At 69.3% G+C, this 22,240-nt stretch carries 19 protein-coding genes; 11 read left to right on the forward strand and 8 right to left on the reverse strand.

Annotation, left to right across the window (positions count from 1 at the left end):
• The first annotated feature begins 60 nt into the window (after window positions 1–60).
• Both ACZ7FF_RS24715 and ACZ7FF_RS24720 read left to right on the forward strand, forming a co-directional pair.
• Window positions 61–1,170 carry a ferritin-like domain-containing protein gene (locus tag ACZ7FF_RS24715; RefSeq protein WP_470814439.1) on the forward strand — a complete coding sequence of 370 codons (1,110 nt, stop codon included), beginning with the start codon at window positions 61–63 and terminating at the stop codon, window positions 1,168–1,170.
• A 159-nt stretch (window positions 1,171–1,329) separates the two neighbouring features.
• The gene (locus ACZ7FF_RS24720; RefSeq protein WP_470814470.1) at window positions 1,330–2,145 is read left to right on the forward strand and encodes a hypothetical protein; all 816 of its coding nucleotides are present in this window, start codon (window positions 1,330–1,332) and stop codon (window positions 2,143–2,145) included.
• Here ACZ7FF_RS24720 and ACZ7FF_RS24725 read toward each other — a convergent pair.
• The 7 genes from ACZ7FF_RS24725 to ACZ7FF_RS24755 all read right to left on the reverse strand — a co-directional run bounded on the left by ACZ7FF_RS24725 (window position 2,129) and on the right by ACZ7FF_RS24755 (window position 8,712).
• Window positions 2,129–2,653 carry a DUF3291 domain-containing protein gene (locus tag ACZ7FF_RS24725; protein ID WP_470814440.1) on the reverse strand — a complete coding sequence of 175 codons (525 nt, stop codon included), beginning with the start codon at window positions 2,651–2,653 and terminating at the stop codon, window positions 2,129–2,131. The two genes, ACZ7FF_RS24720 and ACZ7FF_RS24725, sit on opposite strands and share 17 nt — an antisense overlap.
• Before the next feature lie 44 nt (window positions 2,654–2,697).
• On the reverse strand, window positions 2,698–4,155 hold the full coding sequence (locus ACZ7FF_RS24730) for a peptidoglycan D,D-transpeptidase FtsI family protein (RefSeq protein WP_470814471.1): 1,458 nt from the start codon (window positions 4,153–4,155) through the stop codon (window positions 2,698–2,700).
• Between the two features lie 38 nt (window positions 4,156–4,193).
• Window positions 4,194–5,555, reverse strand: a complete 1,362-nt coding sequence (locus tag ACZ7FF_RS24735) for an FtsW/RodA/SpoVE family cell cycle protein (RefSeq protein ID WP_470814441.1) — start codon at window positions 5,553–5,555, stop codon at window positions 4,194–4,196.
• A 52-nt stretch (window positions 5,556–5,607) separates the two neighbouring features.
• Window positions 5,608–5,958 carry an SH3 domain-containing protein gene (locus tag ACZ7FF_RS24740; protein ID WP_470814442.1) on the reverse strand — a complete coding sequence of 117 codons (351 nt, stop codon included), beginning with the start codon at window positions 5,956–5,958 and terminating at the stop codon, window positions 5,608–5,610.
• Window positions 5,959–6,081: 123 nt separating this feature from the next.
• A complete protein-coding gene (locus ACZ7FF_RS24745; protein ID WP_470814443.1) occupies window positions 6,082–7,332 on the reverse strand; it encodes an ATP-binding protein in 1,251 nt (416 codons plus the stop codon).
• Window positions 7,329–8,063: a hypothetical protein gene (locus ACZ7FF_RS24750; protein ID WP_470814444.1), complete on the reverse strand. Its 735-nt coding sequence runs from the start codon at window positions 8,061–8,063 to the stop codon at window positions 7,329–7,331. The genes ACZ7FF_RS24745 and ACZ7FF_RS24750 overlap by 4 nt, the downstream gene beginning before the upstream one ends.
• Before the next feature lie 142 nt (window positions 8,064–8,205).
• Window positions 8,206–8,712, reverse strand: coding sequence for a protein-tyrosine phosphatase family protein (locus ACZ7FF_RS24755; protein ID WP_470814445.1), 507 nt, complete (start codon window positions 8,710–8,712; stop codon window positions 8,206–8,208).
• Window positions 8,713–8,812: 100 nt separating this feature from the next.
• On the opposite strand from ACZ7FF_RS24755, the gene ACZ7FF_RS24760 reads away from it, so the two are divergent.
• Complete coding sequence (locus ACZ7FF_RS24760) at window positions 8,813–9,616, forward strand: nuclease-related domain-containing protein (RefSeq protein WP_470814446.1); 804 nt, start codon at window positions 8,813–8,815, stop codon at window positions 9,614–9,616.
• Window positions 9,617–9,893: 277 nt separating this feature from the next.
• On the opposite strand, the gene ligD is transcribed toward ACZ7FF_RS24760, so the two are convergent.
• Window positions 9,894–10,781, reverse strand: coding sequence for a non-homologous end-joining DNA ligase (gene ligD, locus ACZ7FF_RS24765; RefSeq protein WP_470814447.1), 888 nt, complete (start codon window positions 10,779–10,781; stop codon window positions 9,894–9,896).
• A gap of 53 nt (window positions 10,782–10,834) precedes the next feature.
• On the opposite strand from ligD, the gene ku reads away from it, so the two are divergent.
• The 8 genes from ku to ACZ7FF_RS24805 all read left to right on the forward strand — a co-directional run bounded on the left by ku (window position 10,835) and on the right by ACZ7FF_RS24805 (window position 22,194).
• Window positions 10,835–11,890 (forward strand): non-homologous end joining protein Ku, encoded by a 1,056-nt coding sequence (gene ku, locus ACZ7FF_RS24770; protein WP_470814448.1) that lies wholly within the window; start codon window positions 10,835–10,837, stop codon window positions 11,888–11,890.
• A gap of 1,383 nt (window positions 11,891–13,273) precedes the next feature.
• Window positions 13,274–15,688, forward strand: a complete 2,415-nt coding sequence (locus ACZ7FF_RS24775; protein WP_470814449.1) for a glycoside hydrolase domain-containing protein — start codon at window positions 13,274–13,276, stop codon at window positions 15,686–15,688.
• A 64-nt stretch (window positions 15,689–15,752) separates the two neighbouring features.
• Window positions 15,753–16,202 (forward strand): hypothetical protein, encoded by a 450-nt coding sequence (locus tag ACZ7FF_RS24780; protein WP_470814450.1) that lies wholly within the window; start codon window positions 15,753–15,755, stop codon window positions 16,200–16,202.
• On the forward strand, window positions 16,199–16,885 hold the full coding sequence (locus ACZ7FF_RS24785; protein ID WP_470814451.1) for a hypothetical protein: 687 nt from the start codon (window positions 16,199–16,201) through the stop codon (window positions 16,883–16,885). The genes ACZ7FF_RS24780 and ACZ7FF_RS24785 overlap by 4 nt, the downstream gene beginning before the upstream one ends.
• 349 nt (window positions 16,886–17,234) lie before the next feature.
• Entirely contained in the window at window positions 17,235–17,540 is a 306-nt protein-coding gene (locus ACZ7FF_RS24790) for a hypothetical protein (RefSeq protein ID WP_470814452.1), read from the forward strand.
• Window positions 17,541–17,814: 274 nt separating this feature from the next.
• The gene (locus tag ACZ7FF_RS24795) at window positions 17,815–17,940 is read left to right on the forward strand and encodes a hypothetical protein (protein WP_470814453.1); all 126 of its coding nucleotides are present in this window, start codon (window positions 17,815–17,817) and stop codon (window positions 17,938–17,940) included.
• 502 nt (window positions 17,941–18,442) lie between these two features.
• Window positions 18,443–21,718 (forward strand): ATP-binding protein, encoded by a 3,276-nt coding sequence (locus ACZ7FF_RS24800; protein WP_470814454.1) that lies wholly within the window; start codon window positions 18,443–18,445, stop codon window positions 21,716–21,718.
• The gene (locus ACZ7FF_RS24805; protein ID WP_470814455.1) at window positions 21,715–22,194 is read left to right on the forward strand and encodes a DUF7680 family protein; all 480 of its coding nucleotides are present in this window, start codon (window positions 21,715–21,717) and stop codon (window positions 22,192–22,194) included. Before ACZ7FF_RS24800 ends, ACZ7FF_RS24805 begins: the two co-directional genes overlap by 4 nt.
• Window positions 22,195–22,240: the final 46 nt, after the last annotated feature.

Here is a 22,240-nt window from a genome sequence, read left to right on the forward strand (position 1 = left end):
GACCGTCAATCCCCTGCGCGCGACTTGTTGACTGCGCGTCTACGTGTGAGCCTGCGGGGTATGCCGACCCATGACGTGTACGCCAACGAGCCCGGTGACTCCCCCTGGCAGGTGCCCGCGAGCGGCGCGGCCCGCTTCAGCTGGGAGTACGACGACGGCAACGACCGTCTGCTCGCCCTGTACCAGAAGGGCAAGGACAAGCAGTGGGACGGGCAGAAGCGCATCGACTGGGACCTGGAGGTCGACCCGCACGACGCGCTGGGCACGCCCGAGGAGGCCATGACCCTGTACGGGACGCCGTACTGGGACAAGATGACCGACCGGGACAAGGGCGAGCTGCGACGGCACTTCGCCTCCTGGCAGTTCAGCCAGTTCCTGCACGGCGAGCAGGGCGCGATGATCTGCGCGGCGCGGATCGTGGAGTCGGCGCCCGACCTGGACGCGAAGTTCTACTCCGCGACCCAGACCATGGACGAGGCCCGGCACGCCGAGATCTACGGCCGGTTCCTGCACGAGAAGGTCGGCCTGGTCTACCCGATCAACGACAACCTGCAGTCCCTCCTCGGCGACACCCTGCGCGACAGCCGCTGGGACATGCCGTACCTGGGCATGCAGGTGCTGATCGAGGGGCTGGCGCTGGCCGCCTTCGGCATGATCCGGGACACCACGAACAAGCCGCTGCCCAAGCAGATCCTGACCTACGTCATGCAGGACGAGGCCCGCCACGTGGCCTTCGGGCGGATGGCGCTGCGCGACTACTACAAGCAGCTCAGCGACGCCGAACTGCGCGAGCGCGAGGAGTTCGTGATCGAGGGCTGCTACCTGATGCGCGACCGGCTGCGCGGGGTGGAGGTGCTCGAGAACTTCGGCATCCCGAGGGCGGAGGCCGAGGAACTGAGCGAGCGTTCGGAGTTCCTCCAGCTCTTCCGCCGGCTGCTGTTCAGCCGCATCGTCCCCTGTGTGAAGGACATCGGCCTGTGGGGCAGGCGGCTGCAGCAGGCCTACGTCGACATGGGCGTCCTGGAGATGGGCGACTCCAACCTGGACCTGCTGATGGCCCAGGACGAGGAGCTGGCCGAGCAACTGGACGCGGAACGCTTCGCCGAGGAGGAGCGGGAGCGGGTGGCCGAGGTGACGGAGGCGATCGAGTCGGGGGCGTCCGGGGCCTGACGGCGGATGCCGTGCGATGGCGGCCGGGCCTGACGGCGGATGCCGTGCGGTGGCGTCCGGGGCGGGTGGTGCGTTCCGTGTGACGGCGGTCCGGACCCGGCGGCCGGTCCGTGCGGTGGTGGCCCGTTCACCCCGGTGCAGTAGCGTGCCGTCGTGTCCATGCCTCCGCCGCAGCAGCCGCCGTATCCCGGCCAGCCCCAGCAGCCGTACGGTCAGCAGCCCCCGCCGAACCCCGGCCCGTACGGCTCGCCGTACCCCCAGCAGCCCTATCCGGGGGCGCAGCCCTACCCGCCGCAGCAGCCGTACCCGGGCTGGGGCGTGCCGCCCATGGCCCCGCCCCCGAAGAAGCGCCGGCTCGGCCTGGTGCTCGGCATCGTGGGCGGTGTCCTCGTGCTGATCGTCGGCGGCCTGGTCGCGCTGGGCGTGCTCGGGGCCAGGTTCGAGAACAGCTTCCCCGAGGCGAAGAACAAGCTCACCCTGCCCCCGACGCTGCTCGACGGGAAGTACGAACTCGCCAAGGACCTCTCCGGCACCGAGGGCCAGAAGATCGAGAGCGACGCCCGCGGGGCCTGGGACGCCAAGGACACCCACGGCGTCGTCGGCAGCTACAGCCTGAGCGGCGACCCGGCCAAGGGCACCCTGGTGCTGTCCGGCATGTACGGCCGGTTCAAGAACACCGACCTGGCCCGGAACAACATGATGAAGGGTGCGGCCCAGGGCGCCGGGGCCAAGGTCGCCGTACCGCCGAAGGACTTCCACCTCGCCGTCACCGTCACCTGCGAGGTGCTGACCCAGGATCAGGCCGGCACGAGCATCACCCTGCCGATGTGCGCCTGGACCGACGGCAACACGGGCGCCACGGTCGCCGTCGTGAACGCGGCGCAGCTGTCGCAGAACCCCTCGGACGTCGACCTGGCGGCGCTCGCCGGCACCACCGTGAAGGTCCGCTCCGAGGCGGTCAAGCCGATCGGCTGACCCGGGCGGCGTCCCCGGCCGGGACCTCGGCGTCCTCGGCGGCCCCGGGCTCCCCGGGCGCGAACGGCGTCCGCAGCGTGAAGGCGTACGGCGTCGGGCCGTGCGCCCTCAGGCGCAGCAGCCGGTCCTCCGCCTCGGCCACGTCCGGGCGGTGGCCGGCCGGTACCCACCACAGGGCGGTGACCGCCTCCTCCAGCCGCTCGAACCACTCCCTGCGCCGGGACAGCAACTCCCGGTGCAGACCCTGGTACATGAACGCCGTGAGCGCGTTCGTGTCCCGCCACACCGACATGTTGACGATCAGCCACTCGTCGTCGAGCACCGGGACGGCGGTGGCGTTGCCGCTGTCGCCCTGCAGCCGCCACACGAAGCCGTCGGAGGCGTCGGCCACCGCGTTGACGGGGTCGAGCCCGTCCACGAAGTCCTTCAACTGCGGTGAGTCGAGCGGGTACTTGAGGCGGGCTATGTTGACCTGGGCGAGCTGGTGCGAGGCAGGCTTGTCCGTCATGTCCGAACGGTAGGTCGGCCCGGCCGCCGCGGGCACCCCCCGTCTCACAGACCGAGAACCGCCCGCATCACGTCCCGCGCGATCGGCGCCGCGTCCCCGCCGCCGCTGATCTCGCCCCGGTCCGCCGAGGCGTCCTCCACCACCACCGCGACCGCCACCGCCGGCGCCATGGCGTCCTCGGCCTGCGCCCAGGAGACGAACCAGGCGTACGGCACCCCGGTGTTGCCGACCCCGTGCTGTGCCGTGCCGGTCTTGCCGCCGACGACGGCGCCCGGGATGGCCGCCTGGATTCCGGTGCCCTCCCGGACGACGCCGGTCATCAGTTCCTTCAGCCGGTCCGCCGTGGCCGGGCGCATCACCTGGCGGACCGGATGCGTCCCGCTCCCGGCGACCGTCTCGCCGCCCCGCCGGGTGGTCCGGTCCACCAGGTACGGCGTGCGCAGCTGCCCTCCGTCGGCGACGGCCGACGCGACCATCGCCATCTGCAGCGGAGTGGCACGCGTGTTGTACTGCCCGATCGAGGACAGCGCCAGCTGCGCCCTGTCCACATGGGAGTCGAAGGTGCTGGGGGCGACCGAGAAGGGCATGCGCAGCCCGGTGTCGTTGAACCCGAACGCCTCGGCCGTGGTCTTCATGTTCCGCACCCCGACGTCCACGCCCAGCTTCGCGAACACCGTGTTGCAGGACCACTCGAAGGCGTCCCGCAGTGAGGTGTCCGCACAGCCGTCGGACTCGTTGGTCAGCAGGGTGCGGGTGCCGGGCAGCCGGTAGGGGTCGGGGGAGTCGGTGCGCGCGTCCAGGTCGGTGACCACGCCCGCGTCCAGCGCCGCCGCCGCGGTGACCACCTTGAACGTCGACCCCGGCGGATAGGTCTGCCGTACCGCCCGGTTGAGCATCGGCTTCTCCGGGTCGCTGTTGAGCCGCGCCCACGCCGAGGTCACCGCCTCGCCGTTGCCGGACAGCTGTGCCGGGTCGTACGACGGGCTCGTCACCAGGGCCAGGATCCGGCCCGTCTCCGGATCGATCGCCGCGACCGCGCCCTTGCGGCCCGCCAGCCCCCGGTACGCCGCCTCCTGGGCCGCCGGGTTCAGGGTCGTCACCACGTCCCCGCCCGGGCTCCTGCCGCGCGTCACGTCGTGCCACAGCGGGAGCGGCGACAGCATCGGATCGGTGCCGGCCAGCACCCCGTCCTCGGCGTGCTCCAGGAACGTGGTGCCGTACGACTGCGACGCGAATCCGGTCACCGGCGCGTACAACGGCCCGTCCTTGTAGCTGCGTTCGTAGCGCAGCTGCTCCCGGGTGTCCACGGAGCCCGTCACCGGCCGGCCGCCGACCAGGATGTTGCCGCGCGGCTGCTGGTAACGGGCGATCGCGGGGCGGCGGTTGCCCGGGTTGTCGTCGTAGACACCGGACTGGACGACCTGCACCCGGGCCACGTTGAGCAGCAGGGCCGCCAGCAGCAGGGTGCAGAACGCGCACGCGTGCCTGATGTAGCGGCCCATCGGCCGGCCGCCCTCGCCGCCCATCCCGCCGTACTGCGTCACGGTGCCTCCCGGCCGTCGTACTGGCTGCGCGCGGAGTCGCTCACCCGGATCAGCAGCGCCACGATCGCCCAGTTGGTCACCACCGAGGAGCCGCCCTGGGCGAGGAACGGCATCGCCATGCCGGTCAGCGGGATCAGCCCGGTGACCCCGCCGGCGATCACGAACACCTGAAGCGCCAGGATCGAGGCGAGCCCGACCGCGAGCAGCCGCCCGAACGGCTCGCGCAGCGCGAGGCCCGCCCGGTAGCCGCGCTCCACCAGCAGCGCGTACAGCAGGATGATCGCCGCCAGGCCCGAGAGGCCCAGTTCCTCGCCCGCCGTCGCGAGGATGAAGTCCGACTTGGTGGCGAAGCCGATGAGCACGGAGTGCCCGAGCCCCAGGCCGGTGCCGAGGAGCCCGCCCGCGGCGAACGCGAACAGCGACTGGGACAGCTGGTTGGGGCCCTGCCCGGCCTCGATGGTGGCGAACGGGTGCAGCCAGTCCTCGATCCGGCCGTTCACATGCGGCTCGAACCGGCTGACGGCGAAGGCGCCCACCACGGCCAGCAGCAGCCCCACCGCGATCCAGCCGGTGCGCCCGGTGGCGACGTACAGCAGCACCACGAACAGCCCGAAGAACAGCAGCGAGGTGCCCAGGTCCCGCTCCAGGACCAGCACGCCGACGCTCAGCAGCCAGATCGTGACGATCGGGCCGAGCACCCGCCCGGTCGGGAACTGCATCCGCCACAGCCGGCGTCCTGTGTACGCGAGCGCGTTGCGGTTGGCGGCCAGGTAGGCGGCGAAGAACACCGCGAGCAGCACCTTCGCGAACTCCCCGGGCTGGATGGAGAATCCCGCGATCCGGATCCAGATCCGGGCGCCGTTGACCGCCGGGAACAGGATCGGCGCCAGCAGCAGGCCGAGCGCGGCGACCACGCACACGTAGGAGTAGCGCTGGAGCCACCGGTGGTCGCGCAGCAGCAGGACGACGACGATGAACAGGGCCACCCCGAGCGTGGACCACACCAGCTGCGCGGGCGCCCCCGGGTCGCCGGGCGTCTCCAGGTCGAGCCGGTAGATCAGCACCAGGCCCAGGCCGTTGAGCAGCACCGCGATCGGCAGCGGCAGCGGGTCGGCGTACGGTGCCCGGATGCGGACCGCGAGGTGGGCGAGGAGGGCGAGGACGCAGAGCCCGGCGCCGTACCCCAGGGCGCCGGGCGGGATCCTGCCGGTCCGCGCGACCCCCACGGCGCAGTAGCCGTACACGACCAGCCCTACGGCCAGCACGATCAGGGCGAGTTCGATGCCACGGCGCCGGGGGAGGCGTACGGCGGACGGGGGAGCGTGGGCCGCCGCCACGGTGGTTCCGGCCTTGGTCATGCCCGGAACCTACCCAAATGGGGCGTCTCGCGCGTGATGTTCCCCTGGCGCGTCAGCACCAGCGTGGCGCGGGCCCGACCACCCGGATGAACCGTGCGGGTCCCCACGCCCAGGTGCCGTCGGCGAGCAGGTACCAGAACGGGTCGCCGTCCACGAACGCCCCGCGGGTCCGGCAGAAGATCGACACCAGCTGACCCCGCCGGACGAACCGCACCCACCGTCCGGGGCCCGGCCGGTCGCGCAGCCACATGCCGCCCGGGATGGTGACGACACCCGTGGCGAAGGGGTCGCCGGCCCGGTGGCCGTCGGTGGCCGCGGCGGGACCGGCCGCGGCACCGCCGACCAGCGCGCCGGTGACGGCCACTATGGCGACGGCGCGGGCGAGGGAGGAGCGTACGGACATGGGGGTACCTCCGAAAAAGGGGACGGAACCTGACTCATCGCCAGATTAGGAGCGGCCGGTTTCCACCGCCTCCCGCAGTGCTCCCTTAGTGGGGCCGCCTTTCCGGTGTTCCTCAGGGAGCGCCTAGGGCTCCTCCGTCACCGGCAGGGTCAGCGTCGCGACCGCGCCCCCGTCCACCGCGTTGCCGAACGACAGCCGGGCGCCCAGCACCTCCGCCTGCCCCACCGCGATGGTCAGGCCCAGCCCGTGCCCCTTGGCCCCGCCCTCCGTTCGGAACCGCTGCGGCCCGTGCGCCACCAGGTAGCCGGGGTACCCGCCCCCGTGGTCCCGCACGGTCACCACGGGCCCGTCCACCGTCAGCACCACCGGGGGAGCGCCGTGCTTGTGCGCGTTGGCCACCAGATTGCCCAGCACCCGCTCCAGCCGCCGCCGGTCGGTCTCCACCCGGGTGTCCCGCACGATCCGCACCTCGGTGTCGGTGCACGAGGCCCGTACCACCCGCCCGGCCAGCGCCCCCAGCTCCTCCGAGTCGACCTCCTGCTTCTCCCGGCCGGTGTCCAGCCGGGAGATCTCCAGCAGGTCCTCGGTGAGGGTGCGCAGCGCCGCCACCCGGTCCCGCACCAGCTCCGTCGGCCGGCCCGGCGGCAGCAGCTCGGCCGCCGCGTGCAGCCCGGTCAGCGGGGTGCGCAGCTCGTGCGCCACGTCCGCGGTGAACCGCTGCTCGCTCAGCAGCTTGCTCTGCAGCGAGGAGGCCATCGAGTCCAGCGCGGCGGCCACCGTCGCCACCTCGTCCTGCGGACGGGTCGGATCCTTGGTGCGGGGGTCGTTCACCCGCGCGTCCAGGTCGCCCGCGCTGATCCGCCGGGCCACCCGCGCGGTGCCGTGCAGCCGCCGCGTCACCCGGGTCACCGCGAACGCGCCGACCAGCGCCGTCGCCCCGATGGCTAGCCCCGACGACCACAGGATCGAGTTGTCCAGGCCGGCGATGGTGCGGGCCGACTGCGAGTAGTCGACCTCGACCGCGAGCGCCCGGCGCCCGACCGCCGGCCCCGCCGCCCACATCGTCGGGCGCCCCCGGTGCGTCGAGACCATCGTGCCGCGCCGCCCGTCCGACGCCATCGCCCGCAGCGGCTCGGGCAGCCCCTCGGGATCCACCCCCGCGCCCGGCAGCAGCGCGTCCCCCGCCTCGTACGCCTGGGTCGCGTCCTGCAGCCGGGACAGCGCGAGACCGCGGGCCTGGCCGACGGTCTGGTTGGTCACCGAGACGTGCACCAGGATGCCGAGCAGCGCGGCCAGCGCGCAGCACATCACCGTGATGAACACGGCCGCCTTCACCGCGAGCGTCCCGGCCCACTGGGGCAGCCCGATCCTCATCGCGCGCTCGCGGAGGGCGTGGCCGACGGGGACGGGGAGGGCATGCGGCCGGTGCGGCCGTCACCGGTGTGCAGGTACTCGTCCCGGGAGAACACCATCGCCCGCTGACCCGGGTCCCACTCCCAGGTCGTGCGGTACTCGTAGCCGGAGATGTCGGCGGGCGAGCGCTCGATCAGCGCCCGGCCGGCCAGCTCCACGCCGATGATCGCGTCGTTGTCGGCCAGCACCTGCACCAGCCGGTGCCCCTCGACGGTGTAGACCCGTACCGCCGTCTGGTTGGTCGGGTACAGCCGGAAGCCGAGCGTCAGGTCGAGCCGGCCGTCCCCCGTCAGGTCCCGGTAGTACGGCTTCAGCAGCGGGCAACGCGCCCGGTCCCCGCCCGGACGGCACTCCTTCACCCGGTCCACGGTCGCGTGGTACGCCCCCTTCGACCCGTAGTCGTCGGGATGCGCCCCGATCTCCGCCTCGACGACGTCCACCGGGTCCACCTTCCGGATGTCGTCGCCGGGCACGGTCACCCCTTTGACGATCTCCCTGGTGGCCACGTCGTACGGGTAGGCCGGGCTGGACGCCGGCCGCAGGTCGGGCCAGAGCTTGGCGGGGCTGATGGCCGTCTGGGTCGGCCCGGCGGCCTTCAGCTCACCCGCGTCCCCGCAGGCCGCGGCCGTCGCCGACAGCAGGGCGACGGTGGCCACGGCGAGGGCGGCGCGCACGGGACGACGGGCTGGCACGTGGTGCTCCTGGGGCGTCGGGGACGGGCATGCCCCGTACACCTTAATTCGTAGATTCGTACAGAAGTATGGGTTGATTCTGCTATTCGTAGATTCTTAGGAAAGTCCTCAATGCGCACCTGGGTGCGGCCCTGGAAAGAGGCTACTCGGCCAGTTCCTCCAGCAGCCGCACGGTGTGCAACCCCGCGCGCAGGTACTCCACGAACAACTGGTTGTGCAGCGCCCACGCCGAGCGCCGCGCCCGGATCAGCCGGATGGCCTCGTCGGCCGTACCACCCCGCTGGACCAGCGCGTGCGCGACGACCAGCCCCGAACGGTTGTAGCCGTGGTAGCAGCGCACGAGCACCCGGCGGCCCGCGTCCAGCGCCTCGTTCACCGCCCGCGCCAGCCGCATCACCCCGGCGAGCTGCGTCCCGTCCAGCGGACCGTCCGGTATCGGCCACACATGGTGCTCGACACCCACGTCCGGGCCGTACCCCGGCAGCCGCAGCAGGGTCTGCACCACATCGAACTCGTCGCGCACGACCACGAACTCCAGACGGCCCGAACGGCCCCGGAACTCGTGCCCGCCCATCCACAGGCCGGGCACGATCTCGTTCCACGGGCTCTCCGGAGCCGGTACCTCGGGCTGCTTCCCGCGGGTCCGCAACGGCGCCTCCCCAACTCCCCCGCACAGGGCCGTCCTCCAAGGTAACCGCTCTTGCCCCGGGAGCACCCCGCCTGTTCCCATGGTCGAGGGGTGATGGCGCATGAGCGGACTGCGCGTGGTGCCGGCCTTTCGGCAGGGCCGGGAGCGGCTGTACGTCTGCCGCCCGGACGGAAGCAACGCCGCCTGGTACGACCGCGAGAACGGCCGGGTCAACCTGCTCGCCGAGGACGACAGGGAGGGCGTCCTCCGCGTCCTGCGGCCCTTCCTGACCGGCCCGGTGACCGTGGGCCCGCCACCGGTCCCGACGCCGGCCGAACTCGCCCGGCTCAGCCTGCACCCGGACGACGACCTGGCGCCCAACCGCCCCGGCGAGGCCCTGCTGGTCGCCCTCGACCGCGATCCCGGCCCCACCCACCGGCTGCGCCCCGACCCGCGCCGGCGCGCCCTGACCGCCGAGCAGGCCGTCGGCGACGCCCTCGACCGGCTGGAGGGCGCCGGCTGGCGCGCCCTGCACTCCGTACCGCTGCCCGGCGGCGACCGCATCCACCATCTGCTGATCGGCCCCGGCGGCCTGTACGCCGTGCACGCCCTGTACGCCCGCAAGGCCCGCGTCCGGGTCGCCGACCCGATGGTCACCGTGGGCCGCCACGAGGCCGAGCCGCTGCTGCGCCGCCTGCGCGCCCTGGCCGACCGCGCCACCCACGCCCTCACCGCCGAGGTCCACCCGGTCCTGGCGCTGACCGGCCCCGCCGAGGTGACCGTCACGGCCGAGCCGCGCGGCACCCGCATCCTCACGGACACCGAGCTGGCGGGCCTGGCCCGGCTGGGCGGCGTACTGAAGCCGGCGGACGTGGAGGCACTGCACGCGATGGCCCGGGACCGGGGGACGTGGGGGAGGGTCTGAGGGAGCTGGGGGAGATCGGGGGTTCCCCGACGGGGTCCGGGCGGAGCGGGGCGGGGTGCTGCGCACTTCTGGGGCCGGTTCACAGAGGTTTCCCGGGGGCTGATGCTCAGGGTCTCCCGGGGTCCGTTGCCCGGCGTCTGCCACGAGCCGTTGCTCCGGGTCTCCAGGGGGCTCGTTGCTCGGGGCCTCCCGAGGGGCGCGCAGCTCGGGAGCCTGGCAAGCCCGCTGCTCAGGGGCGCCGGAAGCCGGTTGCTCATGGTCCCCGGAAGCCCGTTGCTCAGGGCAAGGGTGCCGCGTGGTCCGGGTCCAGCAGCGGGGCCAGCAGGTCGCCGTGGTCCTGGAGGCGTGGGGCGACGTCCTCGGCGAGGAACTCCAGCCGTCCGGGTGACCGGCACTCCGCGACCTCCTCCCAGGTGACCGGCGCGGAGACCAGCGGGGCCCGGCGGGCGCGCACGGTGTAGGGGGTCGCCGTGGTCTTGCGGGCCGCGTTCTGGCTCCAGTCCACGAACACCTTCCCCGGCCTGAGGCTCTTGGTCATCCGGTGCACCACCAGCCGCGGCATCGCCCGCTCGGCCTCCACCGCGAGCGCCTTCGCGTACTCGCTCGTCCGCTCGGAGGACGAGCCCCGCACGGACGCCAGCAGGTGCAGCCCCTTGGAACCCGCCGTCTTCGGGTACGCCTCGATCCCGTCCGCCGCCAGCCGCTCCCGGAGCCACAGGGCGACCTCGCAGCAGTCCACGATCGTGGCCGGCGCCCCGGGGTCGAGGTCGAAGACCAGCCGGTCGGCCTCGTCGGGGGACTGCACCAGCCACTGGTGGGTGTGGAGCTCGGTGACCAGGTTCGCCGCCCAGACCAGGCTCGGCAGGTCCTGAAGCACCACCATCCGGGCGGGACTGTCCGCCGACGACCGGGGGACCTCGGCCGTGGTGACCCACTCGGGCGTACCCGGCGGCACGTTCTTGGTGAAGAACAGCTGGCCCTCGGGGCCGTCCGGATAGCGCAGGAAGGACACCGCACGGTCGCGCAGGTGCGGCAGCAGGACCCCGGCGACGGTCGCGTAGTAGTGCAGCAGCTCCCCCTTGGTGAAGCCGGTCTCCGGGTACAGCACCTTCGCCAGGTTGCTGAGCGCGACCCGTCGCCCCTCCACCTCTGTGATAGGCGTCATAGGATGACAATCCCAGACAAAACATGAAAATCGGCAAAGGGAGGGTGCGGCACGTGCGGTCGATATGGAACGGCGCGATCTCCTTCGGGCTAGTCAGCATCCCGGTCAAGCTGGTCAACGCGACCGAGAGCCACTCGATCGCCTTCCGCCAGATCCACACCGAGGACAACGGCCGCATCCGCTACCGCAAGGTGTGCGAACTGGAGGACCGCGAGGTCAGCCAGGCCGAGATCGGCAAGGGGTACGAGGACGCGGACGGCACGATCATCCCCATCAGCGACGAGGACCTCTCCCACCTGCCCATCCCGACCGCCCGCACGATCGAGATCGTCGCCTTCCTGCCGGCCGACCGAATCGACCCGCTCCAGATGGGCACCCCCTACTACCTGGCGGCGGGCGGAGCCCCCGCCGCCAAGCCGTACACCCTGCTGCGCGAGGCACTCAAGCGCAGCGACAGGGTCGCCGTCGCGAAGTTCGCACTGCGCGGCCGGGAACGCCTCGGCATGCTGCGGGTGATCGGCGAGGCCATCGCCATGCACGCCCTGCTGTGGCCGGACGAGGTCCGCGCTCCCGAGGCCGTCGCCCCGGACGCCGACGTCACCATCCGCGACAAGGAACTCGACCTCGCGGACGCCCTGATGGACACCCTCGGCGAGGTCGACCTGGAGGACCTGCACGACGAGTACCGCCAGGCCCTGGAGGAGGTCATCGCGGCCAAGGCCTCCGGCGAGGCACTGCCCGAGACCCCGGAACCGGCGGCCGGCGGCAAGGTGCTCGACCTGATGGCGGCCCTGGAGAACAGCGTGCGCGCCGCCCGCGAGTCCCGCGGCACGGAGCCGGCCGGGGAGGCCGAGGTCAGATCCCTCCCGCGCCGCCGGACCGCGCCCAAGGAGACGAGCGGCCAGAAGTCGGCGTCCACGGCGAAGAAGACGGCTTCCGCCAAGAAGACGACGGCACGGAAGTCCACGTCGAAGGAGACGCAGGGAACGAAGAGGACGACCGAGCCGAAGAGCACGCCGAAGCCGGCCACGGCCGGAAAGAAGACGACGGCGAAGACGACGCCCAAGGCGACGGCGAAGAAGACGGCGTCCCGCAAGCGCCCGGCGTGAGATGCCGAGCGACGACCCGAAGGCCAGCCTGTAGGCACAGGTACGGCGTGAGCCGGCCGAGGGCCCCCACGGTGTCCCGTGCGACCGTGCTGCGGGCGGCCGAAGTGCCACGCCCCCCTTTCGCATCGGCGTCCCCGAAGGCGGGTTGAACGATGGCAGGTACCACCTCTGGGGCGAGGGCTTCCCGGCCGACACAAAGGTCACCTACACCGGCTCCGCCACGGGCACCGTCCCCACCGACAAGTCCGGCAGATTCGACATCGGCGGCCTCGGCGGAGGCAAACTCTCCGTACGAACGGCGAACGGCGAACGGCACGACGACGGTGACATGCGGGGCGATCCACTGCGGCTGAGGCACACCTGGGGCCACGGTCGGGCTCAGGCGCCGCTCCTCATGACTCACCGTCAACTCGGTTCACCGCCTCAGGCGTTGTGAGTGTGGCCGCGCCTGCTTGCGGCCTGCTGGGCGTGCGCGTGGCACATGTCACACCCTTGGTGGCTGTCGCGGAGAGTGACCCGCAAATAGGTCGTCATCCATGTTTTTCAGGCATAAATCAAAGGTTGTCGGGCAGGGGGGCTACCTATTGATGCCACCGCGGAGGTCGTGTCGTTTCCGGGTGTTGCTTGTGAAGAATTGAATGGTTAAAGTCCCGCCGTCTTCACTTGTAGGGGCGTGACCAACCCCGAGGTCGGAGACTCTGCGTCGATACAGACTTTCGGGGGAGAACCATGTCCGTGTTCCGTGCCGATCTCGACGGCTGCGACGACGGCTGACCTGGCTTCATTTTGACCGCGACCTCCGGTCGCCACCGCATTGATTCCCGGCCCTGCGCTCGTGTGGGCTGTGCGCTCCGAATTCATCGTCCTTGACCCGCCTGTGCGTCCTGACGGTCAGGCGTGGTTTTCGGCATCTGTTTTCGTGTGCTTTTTCGGCGTGCCCTGAATCCGCAACCCGGCCGGTGACCACCGGACCACCGACTTCGGCGCAGGCGGGGAAGGTGCGAGCCGAAGCCCCTGAAGCACTGCGGCCTCGGAAGCGGGGGCAAGGGCCGGCACGCGCCGGACAATGCGGCGTCCGCCCGCGACCCGGCGTGCGCCAGGCACATCACCGTTGCGGTTCCCGACCGAGGCGGCGGCGCCCGGGCTGCTCGGCGGCATCGCCGGAACGTCCCTCGGCGCAGCGGACGCCGGTCCTCGGCCGAGCCTCGGCGCGGCCCTGGTCCTCGGCCTCGCCTACGGGCCTGCTCGCAGGCCCGTAACCGTCCTGGCGCGCCACTCGTACCCAGCCCGAGGTGCCGCGGCGCCGACGACACCCGTACCTGCGTACCCACACGCCTACGCACACGCGCACCCACACGCGTGTCCACACGAGAGGAATCTGCCGTGGCAGACGAACAAGTTCTCCGAGCCCAGAAGTGGGTGAACTCCACCTACGGCAGTGTCGCCGGCTACGTCGCCTGTCCGGAGGACGGCCACAGCGGCTGGGGGACCGTGTACTCCCTCATCATGGGCCTCCAGCACGAACTGGGCATCAGCCCGGTCGTGGCGTCTCTCGGCCCTGGTACCTACGCCAAGCTCGAAGCCCTCGGTGACATCGGCTTCCAGTGGGACAAGAACCGCAACATCGTCGCCATCCTCCAGTACGGCCTGTGGTGCAAGGGCTACTGGGCGGTCGAGCCGGGCAGCGAGGGCTGGTTCACCGGTGTCACCCGCGACGCCGTCCAGAAGCTCCGCGGCAACATGGGCATCGGCGGCGAAGGCGTCATCAACGCCAAGATAGCCAAGGCCATCCTCAACATGGACGCCTACGTCGTGGTGGCCGGCGGCACCGACGGCATCCGCTCGATCCAGCAGTGGCTCAACGGCCGTTACTGGAACCGCAGCGCCTACAACATCGGCCCCTGCGACGGCATCTACTCGCGTGACGTCCAGAAGTCGCTGATGATCGCCCTCCAGTACGAGATGGGCATCGCCGAACCGAACGGCGCCTTCGGCCCGGCCACCCAGGCGGGCCTGAAGTCCCACACCCTCTCGCAGGGCGACTCCGGGGTCTTCGTCCAGCTCTTCTCCGCCGCGTGCCTGTTCAACTCACCGACGTACGCCAGCGACGACAACCCGGTCACGACGACCTGGCGGTCCAGCTTCGACTCGGGCCTCGCCGACTGGGTCAAGTTCTTCCAGGATTTCAACAAGCTGACCGTCAACAGCACCGGTGACTACGAGACGTGGGCACAGCTCCTGGTCTCGATGGGCGACCCCGACCGCTTCGCGAACGGCTGCGACACCCGTTTCGAGATCACCGCGTCCCGCGCCAAGTGGTTGTACGCCAACGGCTACCGGTACGTCGGCCGCTACATCTACGACCCGCCGAACTCGACGCTCGACAAGGAGATCAAGCCGGGCGAGCTCGACACCATCTTCAGCAGTGGTCTGAAGGTGTTCCCGATCTACCAGGACAACGCCCGCCAGCTGGCCGACTTCACGTACACCAACGGCTACCAGCACGGCCTCAACGCGCACAAGCACGCCTCCGACTACGGCTTCAACCGGGGCACCACCATCTACTTCGCCGTCGACTACGACGCGACGGGCGAGCAGATCCTGAGCGCCGTCGTGCCGTACTTCCAGGGCGTGCAGGCCGCACTGGCCAGCCAGGGGAAGAAGTACACCCACGGCGTGTACGGGTCGCGCAACGTGTGCACGATCGTCAGCAACAAGACGTACGCGCGCTTCTCCTTCGTCTCCGGCATGTCCTGGGGATTCTCCGGCAACCTCGGTTTCCCCATCCCCCGGAACTGGTCCTTCAACCAGATCAAGGAGTTCCGGGTCACCAACGGCTCCGACGCGTTCGACCTGGACCGTGACGTCGTCTCAGGGCTCGACCAGGGTGTGTCGTCGGTCAACGACAAGGGCGGCCCCGCGGACGACTTCATCGCCTACCTGCAGAAGCTGTACGACCTGGCGGGCTCGTACGGGGCCACCGGCCAAAAGCGCAGCCAGCTGGTCATGGAGTACATTCGCCACGAGGCCTACGGCAACAAGGGCACGGCCAACAAGCTCGGCTGGTGGTACCTCATCGGCTCATACGACTCGGGATTCGTCGACTACTGCGATTCCAAGGGAATGAGCATCAAGGAGTCCTTCACCGACCCCTTCACCGGCTACCAGCTCGGCTCCGAGCACATGATGGCCACGGCCAACGCACACCTGCTGACGGACCAGCCGGACAACAAGAAGTCCGCGAACGGCGGCGACGTCGGCGGCTGGGCCGGTGACCTGATGACGTTCTGGGCCGACTGGCGCAACTCCGAGCAGCAGTACGCCGATCCCCTGAAGTTCGCGCACGACAAGCTCGCCGTTCCCGGCGTCGCCTCGTCCTTCGGCTTCAACGACCTGATCGAGGACGCCGACGGCTATCTCCTCGCGCGGGCCGTGCGCGGCGGCAAGACCATCGTCGACGCGGCGAAGGACCACTACAACGGCGGTGGCGGCCTGACCCGCTTCAACAGCTACTTCACGCAGCGCTGGGGCAACGCCACGGACTGCAGGACCAGCGCCCACAACGCCCTCACGGCGGTGGACAGCACCCTCTCGGTCGCCCAGGCCTACCTCATCACCGGTGCCGGGGTGGTGCTCCCGTCCGACTACCAGAACCTGCCCGGCGGCTTCGACAAGCTCAGCAACTTCGAGCAGGGTTTCGTGGACGCGCTGCTCGCCCGCATGGGAACGGAGAAGAAGAAGTTCTCCGTGTACAAGAGGAACCACGAGAAGTACCTGAGGGCGGCACGCATCCGCTGACCGGTCCGCCGGCAAGCGCGGATCACGGAACGCGGGACAGAGAACACGGAACAGAAATCAAGGCATGAAGGCAGTAGCACTCCTTACGGTCACGGTCGCACTCGCCGCATGGCTGGTGTGGAACGCTTGGAATGTCTTCCGCATCGTCACCGGGGTGCGGGACGGCGCATGGCGACGCCCCATGTGGTGGACGCGCCTGTGCTCCGTCTCGCTCTTCCTCGGCGTCGCCGCATGGATCCGGGGGACGTTCGCCGCAGGCCTGGACACAAGGAAGACCTGCCTGTTCGTCCATCACGAACGCTACGACGAGGCGTACCGGGACTCCCATGCCGACGAATTCCGCAGGATCTTCCCGCTGCACGACAAATGCAACGCGCACGCCGACCTGGTGCCCGCGTGGGTCAATCCGACCGTCGTGATCTGCGCCGTCGTCTCGTTGTCCGCTGTCGCCGTTCTTCTGTGGTTCGCCACCACATACGTCATCAGCCTGTCCAGAAAGGAGGACCAGTCGTGACCCTGACTGGTCTGTCACGCCGCCGCTTCATAGGCGCCACGTCCGGGGCCGCCGCCGTGACGCTCGTCAACCTCGGCGGGGCGGGCACCGCCTTCGCCGGCACCGGCACCGGTGCCGGCGAAGGCGCCCGGGCGTGGAAGGGCGCCAAGTCGCGCAACGGCTGGCACGTCCTGTCGGACGCGCCCAGCCACCGCATCGAGGGCAGCAGCCAGACGGTCCAGCTCGCGGAGGGGGACGCGGCCGTGGTCCTCCTCCACGTGGCCCGCCGCTTCCACTACGAGATCGACGCCCTGCGCGGGGGTGATGTGCACGGGTGGACCGGTCGCCGAGACGTGGCCGAGCCGTACGAGTCGAACTACCTCTCCGGCAGCGCCCTCACGATCCGCCCTCTGTGCTACCCGACCGGGGCGAAGGGCAACTTCTACCCGAACGAGCTGGTCGTCGTCAGGGACATCCTCAGCGAGCTCGACGGCGTCGTCGCGTGGGGCGGCGACTTCAGGACCCCGAAGGAGTCCCACTTCGAGATCACGGTCCGCCCCGGCCACCCCCGCCTGAAGGGTGTGGCCCGCAAGATCCAGGGCTGGCAGACCGGGCCGGGCAACCAGGGCGCGGGCGCGACCGACGCCTTCGACCCGAAGCGCCGCAAGGCGTCCCGCGCCTTCGAACTCCGCGCGGCACGCTGAGCGCGTGACGACCCCTGAAACGGAGAGGCGGCGGATCGGCACTCGTGACGGTGTCCGGCGCGGATGACGGGTCGCCGCCCCTGAGACCCCACCTACGCGGCACGTGTTCATCGCCAACTACCCTTGTCGTCGCGGAACCTGACTGTGCAGAACACTGGACAGGCCGTCGACAAGCCGTCGAAGGATCGTCGATGACCTGACGAAAATCAGCCTGCTCACGGGGGTTTACCAGGCAGTCGCGTCTGTCCACGCGGACGACCGGACACGGTCGGCTTCCCGTGCTGTGGACAGCCGAGGTCGATAGTCGATAAGGAGCACGGCAATGCTGAAGAGGTCATTGGTGGCCGTCATGAGCGCTTCCGCCCTCGCGGTGGGGGCGCTGGGGCTGAGCGCCGGGTCTGCCGCGGCAACTTCCACCTGGAAGCTGAAGGCCACGTGCAGCTCGGTCAACATACGAGCGAAGGCCGTCACCAGTGCGAAGGTCAATGGCGTCGCCTACAAGGGTGACCTCATGAACGGCACCAAGGTGGACTACAAGGGCTACAAGGACATCAAGGTGGACAAGGCCTGGATCTACGGCAAGGTGGTCCGCAAGGACCACAAGGTCATATACGGCTGGGCCGCGCTCAAGTGCTTCAACCCTTACGAGCAGTAGGGAAAACCTGCTCGGACCACCCCACGGCCTCTGACCGCCCCACCGGTCAGAGGCCGTTCGCCTGCCGGCGTGCGGGCGGTTCGACGTCCCGCGGCTCAAGGTTCTCGGCGTGGCAGACATGGGTCGTCCTGGAGCCGCGGCACTCCGCCGCGCTCGCCCGCATCATGCCCGGGAACATCGGCCGGAGCTGCCCTGGCCATGCAGCTCCGGCCGGCCGGGCTGACGAGGGCCTGCAGGCCGCCCACCAACAAGCAGCCTCCGCACCACTCTCACTGTGCTGCGCGAACGAGGAGTCCATGTCACCCCGTCCCTGCGCCGCCACCCCACCTCCGCCCAGCACGCCGCCACACCCGACCCCGCCGGGACCACCCTGACCGAACCGGCAGGGACGCACCTGTGAAACAGCTCTGCCGCTGACCGCAGGTTCAAGTTCTGAGCAGAATGCGAACCTGCGCACACGGCTCCGGAGGGCGCTTGCGCCTGCTGTTACCGTGCAGGTCAGAACTCCAATTGGGTCACAAACGGGGGCGCCGGTCCACAGGTAGTCCACTGTGGCTCGATCCCAGTCCGCCCCCGCGCTTCACGGTGGACCGCTGATCACTATCCGCTCAGGAGTGTGCTCGCCCTGGCGGCTCAGCGGTGCCTCGGGGACCAGCGACGCGCGCCCCAGTCACACGAGGTAACGACTCCACTTCAGCCCCTCAGCCTGCATCGGGTGACCGATGCGGCGTTGACATCGAGCAACGGCCAGCAAGGCAACGGTTCGGATACGGATGATCCACAGGACCTTTACATGCACGCTGCATCTTCACTTAAACTGATGAGCCGTCTGGCGCGTCAAGCTTAACTCGGTTGGGGAACCGATAGCTTGACTGTCCGTTAGCTTTTGGGGTGGGGTGTTCGTGGCACGTTTGGTGTCGCTGCGTAGCGCATGCGCGGCTCGTGATGATGTCCTTGAAGGCGGGTTGGCGGACAATCATTTCGCTGCACAACTGGACAAGGTGGTCCGCGACGCGGACCACTATCCGGTGTACGGCGACGCGGAGGCATTTTTCGCGCAGACCTACCCCACCAGCGGCCTGAAGACGCTGCTCACCAAGACCTTCGGCCGCCTGACCGGAGCGAAGGGTGTCGCGGGGGAGAACGGCGTGCTTCGACCGACGACCTCGTTCGGTGGCGGTAAGACCCACGGCCTGACCGCCGTTTACCACCTCGCCAAGGGCGCCCGGCCGTCCAACATCACCGAGTTCGTCGACCTGAGCCTGCTTCCGGACGGCCCAGTCCAGGTCGCAGCCCTGGTTGGTGACGCCCTCGACCCCACTGCGGGCATTGAGACCAACAGTCATCGCACCTACACGATGTGGGGCGAGATGGCCGCTCAGATTGGCGAGGGTGCCTTCGTGGCGATGGAGGCGAACGACACCCAACGCACCGCTCCGGGCACCGCTACGATCAAGGCCGCCTTCGGCGGCAAGCCGACGGTCGTAATCGTCGACGAGATCGCCAAGTACCTACGTGCAGTGGCCTCTTCGGGCAGCGAGGACGTGCGCCGCATGGCCGGCGCGATCCCTGTCTTCCTTGGCAACCTGTTCGAGGTCGCCTCCGACCCGACCAACAAGGTCTCGGTAATCATTACCCTGGCAGCGACCACTAACGCCTTCGGCGCGGAGACCACCGAGATCAGTGAGCTGACCGGTGAGCAAAAGGAGAAGGCCGACGCCGCCAACGCCGCCTCGGTCAAGGCCGCTCAGGAGATCGGCGACGTGCTGACCCGTGCGGTGCAGCCGAGCGCAGTGATCAAACCAGCCGATGACAACGAAATCGGCGAAATCCTCAAGAAGCGCATCTTCGTCTCCGTCGACGACGAAGCAGCCAGGGCCGCCGGTGACGCCTACCGGGACTTCTATGAACAGCTCACCAAGACCGAGCAACTCGCCGGTGGTGCCGAGCACCCGGCTTCTTATGGCGACCTGGTCACCAAGACCTACCCGTTCCACCCTGAGCTGGTCCGCGTCCTCGATAAGCGCCTGGGAAACATAGGTGAGTTCCAGCGCGCCCGGGGCGCTCTGAAGCTGTTGGCCGAGGTCGTGGCCAACATCTACGCGACCAACGACGACACAGCGATCATCAATGTCGGCGACATCGACTATGGCAACGAGCCGGTCCTCAACCATCTCACCGACGGCCTCGGCCGCGCCGAGTACGCGAGCGTGGCGAAGGGCGACTTCGCTTCTAAGACCTCCCACGCGGCTGTCGTCGACGCCGACGTCTTCCCCGGGAAGCCTGCCTACGCCACCCGCGTGGCCCGCACCGTGTTCACCCACTCCCTGGAAATGGTCTCCACAGCAGGGGCGGGCCGCAATGACTGGCTGGTCGGCACTCTGCGCCCCGGCGAGGACGCCACCATATTCGAGAAGGCGCTCACCGAGTCAGAGAGGGTCTTCTGGCACCTCTCGTACGACGGAGCTCGCTGGCGCTTCAATATCGAGCCCAACGTCAACGCCATCATCGAGACCGAAAAGCGCAACGTCGCCAACACCGCGGTCGCCGCGGAAGTGGACAATCTGATACAGAAGGCGTTCGCCAATGACGGCGGCGTTACCCCGATCCATTTCCCGTCAGGCCCTGCCGATATCCCAGACAAGGACGCGTTGCGCGTGGTCGTGCTCGACCACGATGTTGTCACCGTCGACCCAGGCCACGCGGACCAGCCGCCTGCACAGATCGTGGAGATGCTCGACAAGGTCGGTTCGGTCGGCACGCCGCGCAAGTACCGCAATTCCCTGGTCTTCGCTCTGGCCGACGCGGAGCAGATCCACGTGCTCAAGGACCGCGCACGGGCCCTGATCGCCTCCAACAACCTCGCTACCGATACCCACCGGTTGAATCAGTTCAGCAAGGAGGTCCGCAAGAAGGTCGAGGCCTACGACAAGGAAGCCCGCCTCCAGGCACGCATTGCGGTCACTCGATGCTTCAAGCACATCTATTACCCGGCTGACGAGAAGGCCGCCGGCTACCTGCGCCACCGGGAGCTTCCTGCCCAAGCCCAGGGCGACCCAAAGAATGTCACCTCTGCAGTCATCACGTTGCTGACCGACGAGGAGAAGATTCGCACCAGTCCGTTCACCGCGTCCTTCCTGCGCCACCGCACCTGGGCCAACAAGGAGGCTGCGAGCACGGCCGCGATCGCCGACTACTTCTGGTCTGACCACAAGGCCTCAATCGTCCGCAATACCTCACTGCTGCGTGACGCAATTGTCAACGGCGTCAACCACGACGGTTGGGTCTACTACGACTCGGCCGTCGGCAAGGCTTACACGGCCAACAATCAGGCCGGCATGTCGATCACCTTCAGTGCCGACACCGAGGTCATGACCATGGCCGAGGCAGAGAAGCGCGGCCTGCTGGTCCGCAAACCCACCCAGAACGACCTCCGCTCGGTGTTCACCAGCGACCAGTTCACCGGTGCCGACCTCCGCGCCCGCCTTGAAGCAGCCTGTGGTGGCGAGCCCTCCAAGACCGACGTCATCGACCTGCTGGCCACAGCCGTACAGTCCAGCGAGTACGCCTGGTTCGTCGTTACCGACACCGAGCCTGTCGCCGGCATCCGGGCGCTTCCACCCTCGGCAATCAAGGACAAGGGCCTAGACACTCTCCACGTCTTGTCCCGTGAGACTGCCGACGAAATCGGCGTCCAGGTCCCCACTCGCACCGCCACCTCCAAGACTTTCACTGCCAACGGTCCGGGCGGCGCGGCTATGCAGACACTGCTCGATGCCGTTTCCGACTACGCGATCCGCACCATAAGGACACTCACTTTGAAGGTCAGCGCGGATACCGCATCCGGCACGAGCGATATCGACCTCGCCATCGCCTCGCTTGGCATGCTGCAGAAGCAGACCATCACGGTCCACTCCACTATCCGCGCCGAATACAAGGGGCTCAGCGGAGGCGGCATCCAGTTCCAGGGGACCGCCGAGCGCGCCGACTTCCAGAGGGCCTATGGCCATGCCAAGAAGGCTCTCACCGCCGCCGCCAAGGTTGTCGGCGACGTCACCCTCACCTTCCGGTTTGATCCGGCACTTGACGTCGACGACCCACAGTTCGCCCAACTCCATGACGTCATCAAGAAGCTCGGCATGAAGAGCACAACGATGACCGCAGAGGTGGCCAAGTGACCAATCCTCAGCGCGCGATGACCGTCCCAAGCCGACGGCTCGCTGCAGTCGACGGCGTCCGCGGTTTCCGCCTCATCGTGAAGCCCGGCCGCGGCGAGACCTACGGCCTCACCATCGAGGAGACCTATGGCGAGATCGGCTCCGCCCTCGCCACGGCCGTCGCCACCCTTACCCCGCAGCAGACGGGCCGCGTCGTCGACACCCTCTTTGCTGCCGTGAAGCGATCGGGCCACCAACCCAGCGTGCTGGCCTTCAGACGCAAGGCACCCATCCGACTCACCGAACCCGACGGCGTACGCCTGGCACTGATCCTGATGGCCACCCAGCCCATCGCGAAGCACGAGCGCGTACGAGCCCTCGTCGCCGGCATCAACGCCATGAGCACCGAGGAGACCTACTACTGGTACTCCAAGTGCATCGGGGTTGACGCTAACCGTGCCCGCAAGGCCCTTCGCACGCTCCTCTCCGACGACTGAAAGCAAGCACCGTGACAATGCGGCCCAAGGTACTAGCTGAAAACTG

Source organism: Streptomyces sp. NPDC037126, assembly GCF_055605965.1.